Genomic DNA, 13,816 nt, shown 5'->3' with positions numbered 1-13,816 from the left:
TACTGCATTAGGTAACAGTGAACTATGGTCAATTCCTTAATTCACTGTATTGAATATTAATGCGATTTTCTGGATTATCATCTACACAATATAAAACAACTAAAAAAATCCACTCCAGCGGTTTCATAAGAATATAAACTATATCCGCAGAAAATTTAGTATTTATATGCTTGCTTAATGGATACCCGTACTTATCATAAATATATCTAATTATTTTATGAATTGTTGGCGTATATTCTTCTAAAATATTTTCAAAAGCATTGGCTACCATAAGCTGCCTGTTTACAGTTATTCGTTTACCGCGTCTAATACCACTTCTTAAAGGCTTCACCAAATTTTCATGACCTCTAGCTGCCACCGTACATAAATAGTGTCCATCCCCTGGAAGTATCACTGGATCTGGTGGCATAACCTTAGAATAATTATACGTACTGGTATCTAAAAACACTTGAATAAAACTATCATGCTTTTGGCCAAATAATACAAGGAATAGCTGAATAGCTAAAAGCACAGGAAATATAAACAATGTCCAAAAGCCAACATTAGTTTCATACTTTAGAAAAATTCTGTATAGCTTATTTACTAATACATTCTTATATATTTTATTTTTTTCTCCTTCTACACTTCTTACCTTATCCATAGATTGCTTTAAAAGTACCACATACATCATGCTCAAATAAATTAAATGACGTCCTAAAGCCTTAATTATATAAGAAGAGGTAAACTCCCAGTCATTTACTTTAAAAGTATGAGTAAAATATATGACGTTTAATGCTATATTAATTAAAAGTATGCTACAGCTTATGACATAAAGTAAAGGTGCCATTTTTCCATTGAAATTTATCAAGATAAAATATACTAGCAATCCTAAAATAAAAAGCACTGCAAAGGTTAAAATATGCTGAAAAGATAAAGGCGTATAGCTATTTAAATACTGACCATTTAATTCATATCTTTCAAGAGGTATACCTGTATCTACTAAACTACTAATACATAATAAATTAAAACTGCTTAAAGCTATCACAATAAAAGAGTAAAATACCTCTACCTTCTCATTATTTAAAATAAACTTTTTACTTATAAATATTCCTCTTTTACCAAAGAAACTTTGTATCAATTTATAAATCCAAAAGACTGGCACTGAAAAAGCTGCAATAACATATAAATAAAACAATACTCTCCAAACCATAAAATCCCTTCTTTTAAAAATATTATAATTCTTTTTTTCAAATAATAATAGATTTATGGAGTTGCTTTTTTATATTTTATTAAAAAAAAGAAAACTCCTAATTAATAAGAGTTTCCCTTTTTCATTTCTATCTATATTGCTTCTTCGGCATCTAATTGTGCTTTTCCTGTATAAAGTTGATAATATCTTCCACCAATTTCAAGAAGCTCATCATGATTTCCTCTTTCAATAATTTGTCCTTGTTCAAGTACCATTATTGCTTCAGAGTTTTTAATAGTTGAAAGTCTGTGTGCTATAACAAATACAGTTCTTCCTTCCATAAGCTTATCCATACCTTCTGCAATAAACTTTTCTGTTCTTGTATCAATTGAGCTAGTAGCCTCATCCATAATAAGTACTGGTGGATTTGCCACTGCTGCTCTAGCAATATTTAATAATTGTCTTTGACCTTGTGATAATCCTTCACCATCACCAGTTAATACTGTATCATATCCATGTGGTAAGTGCTTGATAAATGAATGAGCATTGGCAAGCTTAGCAGCTGCAATTACTTCTTCATCTGTTGCATCTAAATTACCATATCTAATATTATCAGCTATTGTACCTGTAAATAAGTGAGTATCTTGTAATACTCCTCCCAGCGATTTTCTTAAATCTGCTTTCTTAATATCTTTAACATCTATTCCATCATAAGTAATCTTACCACTATTGATTTCATAGAATCTATTTATTAAATTTGTTATTGTTGTTTTACCTGCTCCTGTTGAACCAACAAAAGCAATCTTTTGTCCTGGCTTAGCAAAAAGATTAATATCCTTTAATACTATTTTTTCTTCATTATATCCAAAGACAACATCTTTAAATCTAACATCACCTGTAAGCAATTTAAGGCTTCCATCTTTAAGCTTCCAAGCCCAATGTCCTGTATTTTTAGTAGTTTCTTTTAATATATTGTCTGCTGCTACCTCAACTCTAGTAAGAGTAACTTGTCCATTGTCAACTTCTTCTTCTTCTCCAAGAGCTGCAAATATTCTTTCAGCACCTGCAAGAGCAGCTAATATCATATTTACCTGTTGTGATACTTGAGCTATAGGATTAGATACTTGCTTTGTATATTGAAGGAAAGAGACTAATGAACCTAGGTCAAACTTTCCTGCAATGGTTAAAAGTCCACCAACACAACATGTAATAGCATAATTCATATGAGACATATTACCAAGCATTGGCATCATATATCCACCAAAGGCTTGAGCACCTGTAGATGATTCTCTTAACTCTTCATTATACTTCTTAAAATCTTCAATGGCCTTATCTTCATGACAGAACACCTTAATAACCTTTTGCCCTTCAATCATTTCTTCAATATAACCATTTAACTTACCAATATTTTTTTGTTGCATTCCAAAGTAATATTTACTCTTAGAACCAATCTTTTTAATTATAAAAATCATTAATGCTAAAAATGATATTGTTATTAAACTTAATATTGGGCTTAATACAACCATCATAACAATCATTCCTATAAATGAAAGTGATGATGACATGATATTGGCAACGCTGTTATTTAATGCTTCACCAATATTATCAATATCATTTGTGTAAAGACTCATTAAATCACCATGAGTATTTCTATCAAAATATTTAATAGGAAGATCTTGCATCTTATTAAATAAATCTCTTCTTATATCTCTAATTGTATTTTGAGAAACATGTACCATAATTCTTCCATAACCATAGGCTGAACAAGCTCCTCCTAAGAAGATTGCTCCTAGTATTACCAGCATCTTTGCCAATCCTGCAAAATCTCCTGGAAGTATATAATTATTAACTAATGGTTTTAAGAAATATGAACCTGCTACCATGGCAAATGAATTAAATACTACAAGTACTAATACTATAACTAAAAATAACTTATATTTACCTAAGTACCTTAATAAAGTACCTAATGTCTTTTTCATATTCTTAGGTTTAGGTTTGCCACCTGGCATTTTCTTTCCATCTGTACCTTTTCCCACTGGATGCATTTTATCCTTACTCACGTAACCCCACCCCTTCCTGTTGAGACTTGTATACATCTTTATATATTTCACATCTTGCCATTAATTCATCATGTGTACCAATATCATCGATTCTTCCATCATCCATGACAATTATTTTATCAGCTTCACAAACTGAATTAACCCTTTGTGCAATTATTATCTTAGTAGTATCTTTTAAATCTTCTGCAAAAGCTTTTCTAATCTTAGCATCTGTTGCTGTATCTACTGCACTTGTACTATCATCAAGGATAATTACCTTTGGATTCTTAAGAATAGCTCTAGCAATACAAAGTCTTTGTTTTTGTCCACCAGAAACATTTACTCCACCTTGCTCAATATGCATATCATATCTTCCTGGTAATCTATCGATAAATTCATCTACACAAGATGATGTTGCTGCTGCTTCAATTTGTGCTTCTGTTGCTTCAGCATTACCCCATCTTAAATTTTCAGCAATTGTTCCACTAAATAGTGTATTCTTTTGCAGTACCATGGCTACAGAGTTTCTTAAGGCTTCTATGTTATATTCCTTAACATTTCTACCACCAACAAATACTTCACCATTAGTGGCATCATATAATCTTGGTATAAGTTGTACTAAGCTTGTCTTACCAGCACCTGTACTTCCAATAATACCTACTGTTTCGCCAGCTTTAATTTTTATGTTGATATTTTCAAGATTTTCTTCTTCGCTATCATCTTCATATTTAAAGCTAACATTTCTAAACTCGATTTCACCATCTTCAACTTCCATAACTGCATTAGCTGGATCAACTATATCTGGTTCTTCTTCTAACACTTCTAAAATACGTGAAGCAGATGCTACTGATCTTGATATCATCATAAGAACCATAGAAATCATCATTAGCGCCATTAGAATTTGGAATGAATATGTCATGAAACTTGTTAACTTACCAACAGTTAATGTTCCTGCATAAACCATATTTCCTCCAAACCACAGTATTCCTATTACACTAGAGAATACAACAGCCTGCATAATTGGCATATTTAAAACAACTAGTCCAAAAGCACTAGTGGATGCATTTACTAAATCATCATTACTTGTTTTAAACTTTTCTTTTTCCTTAGCTTGTCTAACAAATGACTTAACTACTCTAATACCAATTAAATTTTCCTGTACTACTGTATTGATATTATCAATCTTCTTTTGCATAATATCAAATCTTGGTTTAACAGTCTTAATAATAAGACCTATAGATATTACTAAAACAGGAATTGATACTAGAAATATCATTGCTAATTTAGGACTTATTGTTATAGCTAAAACACAAGCACATATAAGCATCATAGGTGCTCTAACTAGTAATTTTATTCCCATTGTCATTGAGTTTTGAATCATTGTTATATCCGTAGTTAAACGAGTAATCAATGACGAAGTGCTGAATTTTTCAATATTATTAAATGAATAACTTTGAATCTTAATATATTCAGCCTCTCTAAGTTCTGCTCCAAAGCCTTGTCCTGCTATAGCTGCAAATTTTGATAATGCAAGACCAAAGCTTAGTGATATCATTGCCATGCAAACCATTAATAACCCCATTTTAATGGTATATCCAGTATCACCTAACGATATTCCTACGTCTACTATTTTAGCCATTACCAGTGGTATTAAAAGTTCAAAAACAACTTCTAAAACAGCACATGCAACCCCTAAAAATAAATACTTTTTATACTTTTTCATATAAGGGTATAACTTCTTTATCATTTTCTTCACCTCTTTAAATAAATTTTGTAATTACATAGTTAGCTATGTATAATATTAAAATTAAAGAGGATTACTCCTCTAAATTTTTTAATGCTTTATATAATAGTTCTTTTAGTAATACCTGATCTTTTTCAGATATATTTTTTACAAGCTTTGCTTCAACACTAAGTATTCCTTGATGAAAGCATTTATGTAATATATTATGACCCTCTTCTGTAACATGCAAACACTTACATCTAGCATCACCAGTACTAGCACACCTAACTATCATCCCTTTTTCTTCTAGTCTTTTTATTATTCCTGTAATAGTAGGATTAGTTAATTTTAAATGTTTTTCAACATCTTTTTGAAATACATCTCTCTTATTTTCATTTTTCAAAATATATACTAATACTTCATGTTGTGTTGCTGTCAAATTAAATTTTAAAAGATTTCTATTAATTTCATTAGTTATAGAATTGTTAAGAAATTTAATTAAGAGCCCAACATGAGCATCTACTCTAGCCTTCTTCATTGTTTCTCTCCCTATATAATACATAGCATACTATATATTATATAACAATAAACTTTTAAACACAAGTTTAAATTAATTTACAATGGAAAATTGTGAATTGTTATAAGCTTTAATGGATTTGCTTTAAATACATAATTAAATAGAATCCTCATCAATCTCTATTAATTATTCATTTTTAAATAAAATAAAATAGGAGTAGCTTGTCCATTTATCAAGCTAAACCTACTTCCCTATAATATATGTATAATATTAAAAAATATTACTTAGCGTTTTTAACTTCTGTTAACTTTATTGGCTGAACAACTGGATTGTTTATTCCAACTATTTTCATGATTGCTTCAGATCTTTCTTTAGTTGAACCAGTAATTACTGAATATTTAACATTTTCAGCATCTAAGAACCCTAAGATAGCTTTATCTACTGCCTTAGCAACTTCTTCATCTTGCCACCTAACTCCATCTTTCTTATATCCAAATTCTCTTGGAACAAAGAATATGTAATCATATTGAGGTAAATCTCTTATTGCTAAACTATATAAATCATTTAAAATTTCAATTTCCTTTTTACTTCTTATCTTATCTCCAAGCATTAATCTTCCATAAATATATGGAACGAAAGTTGCATAATCTGTAATAGCATATTGGTGACAATCTAAGCTTTTTTCTAGGTGTAATTGCCCTAAATATATTCCATATTGCTCAGAAATAGTTTCAATCATACCTTTATCTCTTAAGTAATCTGTACTATACTCTGTAGCAACACCTACATCTAAATCTCTAATTTTTAAATCTACATATAATTGTTGTATTAAAGTTGTCTTACCACATCTAGGTCCTCCTAGAATTGCAATTCTTGTTGGCATTGATAAACCTCCAAATATTTCTATTAAGTATCAATTTTTCATTCGTATTTTTAAAGGAGTTTTTATTATATCATCTTTTATATATTTTTTCAAGTTATTTCAACTTTTAATGATTCTCTATAATTAAATTATTCAAATATTCTATATCACCATTAATTTTTCCCACTATACTATTCATCTTTATACTTTCATCGTATCTTAATTAAAACTTATCTACTTATAATTTATATAAAAAAGTGAGGCATATTAAATACAACCCCACTTACTTTTAAGCTTTAGTATAAGAATATCCTTACACAAGTAGGATATAAATCATTAAAGATAAACTTATTATAAGATTTATCATCATCCCCATATTTAACCATGTTTCACTTACTACATACCCCTTTTCAATGGTCACTTCACCAGGCAATAATGACATCTTCTTAAAATCTTTAATAAATAAAATTAATCCAGCTATTACAAATACCCATACTACAATACCAAAAATCATTGTAGCAGTATTACTGCTAAGTACTTTTGTGCCTATAACACTTCCCATCATATTTATCATAATATGAAGTCCAATGGAGTATTTAATTGTTCCTGTCTTTAAAGTAACATACGCAAATACTACTCCAAGACCTACTGCATAGAAAAATTGAGAAAAATTCTCATGAAATAAACCAAATAACAAAGCTGTAGTTATTATTGCTATCTTATCTCCATAAGTTCTAAGCTTATTAAGCATTACTCCTCTAAATAAAATTTCTTCAATTATTGGTGATAATATTCCTGCAAAAATTATAGTAGCCCAAATACTACTATTAGAAATAACTCCTTCCAATGGATTTACTACATCTGCTCCTTTTACTTTTCCTACTACCAATATAAATCCCATAGTAAATAAATTTAATAATACCATTACAAAATAGGAAATTAAAAAGAACTTAATGAAACCACCAAAGGTTAAACTTTCTTCTTCTCTTTTGTGTCCATCTGGAATGCGTTTAAGTATCAAACAACATAGAGGAAATCCTATTAAATAAAAGCTTACTGCTATAAGTAAATATCTAAACCAACCATTGCTTTCAAAAGCAGGATTAACGATATTAAATATTGTGATTATTAGCATTTGTACCAAATTAACAACAACCCCCAGCACCGCTGCTGCTAGTCCAACTCTACTAAATACGCTTTTTACATTTACATTTGTCTTTAACTCAGAATTCATTTTATTCACCCCTTATTTCTTTATAAATATATTTCTATTACATTTTAATTATTACCATTTACTGTATACTATACACATTAAAGAATAGCTTTAACTTAAATAAAAAAGTACTACAGATATTTTTCCAAATATCTTTTCAATTAAAGAAATACTAAAAATAATAGTTTCTTTTCTGTAATTATTGCTATTGAAATTTAAATTTTATATAGTAACATAACTTCTTAAAACTGAAATATTGCCCACAATTTCATACTGACCTAAATTTGCTGGAATAAGTATACTATCTCCTATTCTTATTTCTTCTGAAATACTACCTCCACTTATACTACCTTCTCCATCTACACAAGTAATTATATGAAATCTTTCTTTTTCACTACTGCTAATATATTTATTTTGAATATTAATTTTCTCCATTGCAAAATATTTATTTTTACATAATTTCACTTTATCAAATATTTCAAAATTTTCAATTTTACTATTAGATAAATTTTCTGCTTTTAAATTAAAATCAATTACATCTAATGATTTTTTTACATGAAGCTCCCTCTGTCTTCCATAATCATACACCCTATAAGTAACATCACTATTTTGTTGAATTTCTGCTATAATCAACCCCTCACATATAGCATGTACCATTCCACTATTTATTAAAAATGCATCACCTTTTTTTACATCTATTACATTTAAATAATCTTCTGTTCGATTTTCTTCTATAGCTTTTTCAAACTCTTTCTTAGTGCAATTTTTAGTTCCAACAATTAATTTTGCATTTGGTTTTGCATCTATAACATACCACGCTTCCGTCTTTCCTAACTCATTTTCATTCTTCATAGCATATTCATCTCCTGGATGAACTTGAACAGATAATTTTTCTCTTGAATTAATTAACTTAACTAACAATGGAAACTTTTCAACACTTACTTTACTTCCCACTAAATCATGTCCATATTCTTCTATTATTTCTTGTAAAGTTTGTCCTTTTAGATATCCATTAATAACAATACTCACACCATGTCTATGACACGCTATATCCCAACTTTCCCCAATATTTCCTTCTGGTAAATTATCTCTTATTGCTTTAAAATCTCTTCCTCCCCATATTTTTTCAAAGTATAGATTTTCAAATCTTATTGGATACATATTTTCACCTCATAATTAACAAAATCTTTTAATTGAGCTTGAAATAAAATTTATTGCAATAAACCCCAGGTATATATTTTTTTAATGCTTCAAATACTATTAATATTATTAAAGAAAAGAAAGGGTGATTAATTTTTATGACAAAAAAAAACAAACCTTATTTACCTAATTTACGAAGTTGGTATGAACCTTCTGAGGAAAGCTTAATAAGTAAATCTCCTGAAGGAATAGACACTATTTTACCTAATCCTGCGGAGGATCCTATCGTAGTAAATAATATTTCATATATGGAATTTGATTATACTAATAGCCCTATGTTAGATGACCCTGATGACGAATTAGAATAAGTAATACTTGAAAGGAGATTATTATGACCAAAACAATAAAAAAACAACATAGAACTGATGGTGTATTTAATTCTAATAATGAAGCTTATGCTGTACCTCAAACCAGCAGAAATGCACCCTTAAGTGATTATAAATTTACTGATTTAGAAAAAATAGAAAGAGAATCTAAACAAAATAATAAATATTAAACATTAAATATTATTTTAGCTTCCATAATAAAAAGGGGCTGTCCCACTAAATAATTAGTGTACAGCTCCTTTTTTAAAAGAAAACCTTTATTTCATTTTTACCAGGACTTTTTGGGATTATATCATCATCTAATTAAAACGGAATAATCACCAGTAAATTTTATATACTCAATAGTCACATAAGGAAACCATAGAATCTAAAATTCCTAATGACATAGAATCTTGTAACTGCTCTCTAAAACCATATGCTTCACCACCTAAAATAGTTAGATAGGTTTTATTTTTATAAAAATACTTATTAAAAGGATTTTGGGCATAAATGAAGTTTTCTTCTATATTGGTGCTAATATATTTAGCACTTTTATAGCTATAAACTCCAAGCACCATTGAACTGTAGTAAAATAGAGTCAGTCCTTTACCCTCCAATGATTTGTTCTCAAGAAGCACTTTACATAGCTTTAATTTCTTATCTTTAGGGCAAAACATTGTAAGTTCACCACTAATATTATTTGCAGTATGTTTAAAAATAGAATATCCGAAGCCATGCTCAATATCGTATACATCTTCATCTATAACAGGCTCTGGTGTGATACTGAAATACTTTCTTGCACCATCATCTCTTATATATAAAGCTTCACTCAAAGGATCTACAACCCAATCATTGCTCCAAGAGGTCAACTTGTTTTCTCTGCTGTTTTGACACCAAGTATAAGCTGAACCACTCTCGGAAACATGAAACCCAAAATCCTCGTTGGAAATGACATTAATCCATGGAGATGGAGTTGTAATAAAATCCCTTAGCTTAATTTTATAGCTCATAGAGTAATTATCAAAACCTCCATATCCATTAAAGAAATATAAATCTTCTTTAATAACATCATCTCCTATTAATGTTTTTCCCATTTTATAATTAAAATTATTCATGATATTTAAATTTTTTATACTTTTTTTAGATTTCTTTTTAAGAATTGTTCTATTCTACAAATTCTATGGAAAAAAGCCCATCATGTAATGAAATATCATCACCACTAAATTTATCATCTATTTTCTTATATATTCTTTTAACTATTAAATAAAACTTTGTCGAAAACTTTTATCTTGTCCTCAGGTATAATTTAAAAAATTTACGTAATACTTTGAGATATGTTGTGCAACAAATAAAAATTAAGAAAGGAGTGCATAACGATGATCAATATAAATAAAGACTTGGACTCAAAATTAAATACTATTATTAATAAACAAAAGAAATCTGCTTTTACTTTAATTGAGCTTATAGTTGTTATTGCTATAATTGCCATATTAGCTGCTGCTTTAACACCTTCCTTTACAGGATATATAAATGAATCAAAGAAAGTTGCTGTAATTAATCAAGCAAAAAATGTGGTTACTGCTTATGAAGCAACTAAAGTAAAATCAACTAACAGTTATACCCTTGAGACAACAGTAAATACTTTTGCTTCTGGTTCTGATTTATTAGACGATAAAGATGTTAATAAACTAAGTAACACAAGTATTGAAAATTGTTATAGTATTGTTAATACTGAAGAAAATGATATTACTTTAAATGATAACGGTACATTTAAAGCAGTTTCTCCTATATCTACTGGTGAATAACTTCATAAAAAAGGAACCCCTAAAAAAACCAAGGGATTCCTTTTTACAAGTTATTATAGTGAAAAAAACTCTGTAAATGCTTTTATTGTGTACGTATTGTCTTTTACTGTTGCCAGTTCTCTGATTGAGTGCATTCCAATAAGTGGTGCTCCCATATCTATTACTGGTATTGTTAAGTTTGCTGCTGTAACAGGACCAATGGTAGTTCCTCCTCTTAAGTCTGATCTATTAACAAACTTTTGGAATGGAACATTTGCTGCCTTACATACTTCAGCAAATACAGCTCCATTAAAGCTATCTGTACTATAGCTTCCTGATGCTGCTATCTTTAAAACTGGACCACCTTCTAATACTGGTCTGTTAGTTGGATCTGCTTTATCACCAAGGTTTGGATGAACAGCATGGGCTAAATCTGCAGAAATCATTATTGAGTTTGATAGTGCTCTATAGTACTCTTCTCTATTCTTACCAAGTCCCATTGTAAGTCTTTCAAGTAAGTTATTTAATAATGTTGAATTAGCTCCTTGAGCACTTAAGCTTCCTATTTCTTCATTATCCACACATATTAATACTTTAGTTGCTGCATTATCTCTGCTATCTAGTAATGCTACTAAACCTGCATATACCATCCATAAATCATCAAGTCTTCCTGAAGAAATCATTTCTTCGTTCATTCCTATTAATGTTCCTTTTTCATATTCATATGGCATAAGCTCAAAATGTAATATATCTTCTTTGTTTACATTTAATTCTGCTGCTAATATATTCATTAAGTAATCTTTGTTTTCTAATTTCTCATTTATTAAACCTAATAAAGGTAAAGTATCAACTTGCTTGTTGTATTTATAACCATCATTTACTTCTCTATTCATATGAATAGCTATATTAGGTATTATCATCATTGGCTTATTTATATTAACTAATCTTGTTTCTGGCTTTAATGGAGATGCTCCTTTTATAGCAACCTTTCCAGCTAAAGCTAGAGGTCTATCATACCAAGTACTGATTATTGGTCCTCCGTACATTTCAGTATTAAGCTTAACGTATTTTCCTTCAGAAATCATTTGAGGATTTGGTTTAACTCTAAAACCTGGTGCATCTGTATGTGCTCCTATTAATCTTAAACCTGTTTCTTCTATCTTTTCATCTCCTACTATAAAAGCCATGATAGAAGAATCATTTTTTATTACATAATATTTATCTCTACTTTTTAAATGCCACTTATCACTTTCTTTAATTTCTCTAAATCCATTTTCATCTAAAATCTTTTTAACAGTTTCTACAGCATGAAATGCTGTTGGACTGTTATATATAAAATCCAATAAATCTTTTGCTTGTTTTCTTTCCATATATTTCGAACCCCTTTTTTTATTAACTTGGATATACTCTATAATATAAACTATTTTAATTTATTCCACAATATAGGAAATTATAATAAAGCTTGTACTTTTTAACTATTTAATGTAGTTTATTATTATATTAAATAATAAATCTAAAAGTGGAGTGTGATTTATGTTATCAAACTTTCTAATCAAAAAATTTATTAAGAACAATGATGATATTAATGATAACAAAGTTAGAATTGCCTACGGAAACTTAGGTGGAGCAGTAGGAATCATTATAAATACACTACTGTTCCTTATTAAATTATTCGTAGGATTATTTGCAGGATCTATTGCTATAATTGCTGATGCATTTAACAACTTGTCAGATGCAGCTTCATCTATAATAACTATTATAGGATTTAAAATGGCCAATAAACCTGCTGATGCCGAACATCCTTTTGGTCATGGAAGAATTGAGTATATTTCAGCTCTTGTAGTTTCCTTTATGGTTATGCTGGTTGGATTTCAATTTGTTAAAACTTCATTTTCTAAAATATTAAATCCAGAAGCAGTAACCTTTGAAATTATGCCTTTTTTACTTTTATTAATATCCATAGGATTTAAAATTTGGCTTTCAAAATTTAATAAAAATTTAGGCAACAAGATTAATTCATCAGCCCTTAAAGCTGCTGGAACCGATGCTTTAGGTGATGTATTTACTTCTACCACTGTTGTGATTTCCTTCTTTGCATCTAACTTTACTAGCCTCCCAATTGATGGCTATATTGGTGTTTTAGTTGCTCTTGTGATTATTTATTCAGGTTTCAGCTTAATAAAGGAAACTATCAGCCCTCTTCTAGGTGAAGCACCTGATGCTGAGTTAGTTCAGCAAATAAATGATATGGTTTTATCTTATGAACATATTTCCGGTGTCCATGATTTAGTGATTCATAATTATGGTCCTGGAAGGATTATGGCTTCAATTCATGCAGAAATCCCTGCTGACATCAATATTATGACTATCCATAATATTATTGATAGTGCTGAAAGGGAAATTTCTCAAAAACTTGGTGTATATTTAGTAGTCCATATGGACCCTGTTTCTGTTGATACTGATGAAATATCATCCACAAGAAAATATATTGAAGAGGTTTTAAAATCATATTCAATAGTTAAATCTTATCATGACTTTAGAGTTATTGGTGATGAAAAACATAAAAATATTATCTTTGATGTAGTTGTTGATTCAAATGAATTTACTAATAACTTTCAATCAGAAAACTTAAAGGAATCTATAGAAAACTCAGTAAAACTAGCTCATCCAACTTATAATTGTATAGTAACTATAGATCTTCAACTTCATTAAAATAATCATACAAAAAAACAGTAGATAGATTTGCATTTTACACAAATCTATCTACTGTTCCTTTTGGCTTTAAGGCCAACTTTCATTTTATGTTCAATAATTAATTTTGAACAATTTAAAACATATTACTATTTTCAGTTATAAAATCATTTTGGCTTTCTATATATTCAACTAAAGCTTTTATATTCTCTTTAGAACACTCACATAAAGCTTTTTTATACTCTTTAGCTGATTCTCCATTCATATATTTTAATGAATAACAATTGTAATGCATCTGTTGTAAAGGTACTTCC

At 29.1% G+C, this 13,816-nt stretch carries 14 protein-coding genes; 4 read left to right on the top strand and 10 right to left on the bottom strand.

From position 1 onward, the window contains the following. Positions 1-28: 28 nt before the first annotated feature. The 7 genes from BHW04_RS05160 to BHW04_RS05130 all read right to left on the bottom strand — a co-directional run bounded on the left by BHW04_RS05160 (position 29) and on the right by BHW04_RS05130 (position 8,683). Complete coding sequence (locus tag BHW04_RS05160) at positions 29-1,189, bottom strand: DUF6688 domain-containing protein (protein ID WP_302699115.1); 1,161 nt, start codon at positions 1,187-1,189, stop codon at positions 29-31. 131 nt (positions 1,190-1,320) lie between these two features. Next, on the bottom strand, positions 1,321-3,177 hold the full coding sequence (locus BHW04_RS05155) for an ABC transporter ATP-binding protein (protein ID WP_302699132.1): 1,857 nt from the start codon (positions 3,175-3,177) through the stop codon (positions 1,321-1,323). Positions 3,178-3,220: 43 nt separating this feature from the next. Beyond that, positions 3,221-4,954 carry an ABC transporter ATP-binding protein gene (locus BHW04_RS05150; RefSeq protein ID WP_022212230.1) on the bottom strand — a complete coding sequence of 578 codons (1,734 nt, stop codon included), beginning with the start codon at positions 4,952-4,954 and terminating at the stop codon, positions 3,221-3,223. A gap of 70 nt (positions 4,955-5,024) precedes the next feature. Then, on the bottom strand, positions 5,025-5,468 hold the full coding sequence (locus BHW04_RS05145; RefSeq protein WP_022212231.1) for a MarR family winged helix-turn-helix transcriptional regulator: 444 nt from the start codon (positions 5,466-5,468) through the stop codon (positions 5,025-5,027). A 259-nt stretch (positions 5,469-5,727) separates the two neighbouring features. Then, positions 5,728-6,330, bottom strand: a complete 603-nt coding sequence (locus BHW04_RS05140) for an ATP/GTP-binding protein (protein ID WP_022212232.1) — start codon at positions 6,328-6,330, stop codon at positions 5,728-5,730. A gap of 292 nt (positions 6,331-6,622) precedes the next feature. Next, positions 6,623-7,543 carry a CPBP family intramembrane glutamic endopeptidase gene (locus tag BHW04_RS05135; RefSeq protein WP_022212233.1) on the bottom strand — a complete coding sequence of 307 codons (921 nt, stop codon included), beginning with the start codon at positions 7,541-7,543 and terminating at the stop codon, positions 6,623-6,625. Between the two features lie 201 nt (positions 7,544-7,744). Continuing rightward, positions 7,745-8,683 carry a type I phosphomannose isomerase catalytic subunit gene (locus BHW04_RS05130; protein WP_302622964.1) on the bottom strand — a complete coding sequence of 313 codons (939 nt, stop codon included), beginning with the start codon at positions 8,681-8,683 and terminating at the stop codon, positions 7,745-7,747. A 137-nt stretch (positions 8,684-8,820) separates the two neighbouring features. Between BHW04_RS05130 and BHW04_RS05125 the strand changes: the two genes are divergently transcribed. After that, on the top strand, positions 8,821-9,030 hold the full coding sequence (locus BHW04_RS05125; protein WP_022212235.1) for a hypothetical protein: 210 nt from the start codon (positions 8,821-8,823) through the stop codon (positions 9,028-9,030). 23 nt (positions 9,031-9,053) lie between these two features. After that, the gene (locus tag BHW04_RS05120) at positions 9,054-9,218 is read left to right on the top strand and encodes a hypothetical protein (RefSeq protein ID WP_302622963.1); all 165 of its coding nucleotides are present in this window, start codon (positions 9,054-9,056) and stop codon (positions 9,216-9,218) included. A gap of 168 nt (positions 9,219-9,386) precedes the next feature. Here BHW04_RS05120 and BHW04_RS05115 read toward each other — a convergent pair whose 3' ends face one another. Continuing rightward, the gene (locus BHW04_RS05115) at positions 9,387-10,121 is read right to left on the bottom strand and encodes a hypothetical protein (RefSeq protein WP_302622962.1); all 735 of its coding nucleotides are present in this window, start codon (positions 10,119-10,121) and stop codon (positions 9,387-9,389) included. A gap of 282 nt (positions 10,122-10,403) precedes the next feature. Here BHW04_RS05115 and BHW04_RS05110 point away from each other — a divergent pair, with 282 nt between their 5' ends. Beyond that, positions 10,404-10,832, top strand: a complete 429-nt coding sequence (locus BHW04_RS05110; protein ID WP_302622961.1) for a prepilin-type N-terminal cleavage/methylation domain-containing protein — start codon at positions 10,404-10,406, stop codon at positions 10,830-10,832. Positions 10,833-10,885: 53 nt separating this feature from the next. Here BHW04_RS05110 and BHW04_RS05105 read toward each other — a convergent pair whose 3' ends face one another. Next, positions 10,886-12,181, bottom strand: coding sequence for a M18 family aminopeptidase (locus BHW04_RS05105; RefSeq protein ID WP_302699114.1), 1,296 nt, complete (start codon positions 12,179-12,181; stop codon positions 10,886-10,888). Between the two features lie 163 nt (positions 12,182-12,344). Between BHW04_RS05105 and BHW04_RS05100 the strand changes: the two genes are divergently transcribed. Beyond that, positions 12,345-13,523 (top strand): cation diffusion facilitator family transporter, encoded by a 1,179-nt coding sequence (locus tag BHW04_RS05100; protein ID WP_186834375.1) that lies wholly within the window; start codon positions 12,345-12,347, stop codon positions 13,521-13,523. Positions 13,524-13,638: 115 nt separating this feature from the next. Here BHW04_RS05100 and BHW04_RS05095 read toward each other — a convergent pair whose 3' ends face one another. Continuing rightward, positions 13,639-13,797, bottom strand: a complete 159-nt coding sequence (locus BHW04_RS05095; RefSeq protein WP_302699113.1) for a hypothetical protein — start codon at positions 13,795-13,797, stop codon at positions 13,639-13,641. Positions 13,798-13,816: the final 19 nt, after the last annotated feature.

The sequence above is a fragment of the Clostridium sp. 29_15 genome (genome assembly GCF_001916075.1).
GTDB lineage: Bacteria > Bacillota > Clostridia > Clostridiales > Clostridiaceae > Clostridium > Clostridium lentum.
This window is presented reverse-complemented; position numbering and strand designations above follow the sequence as displayed.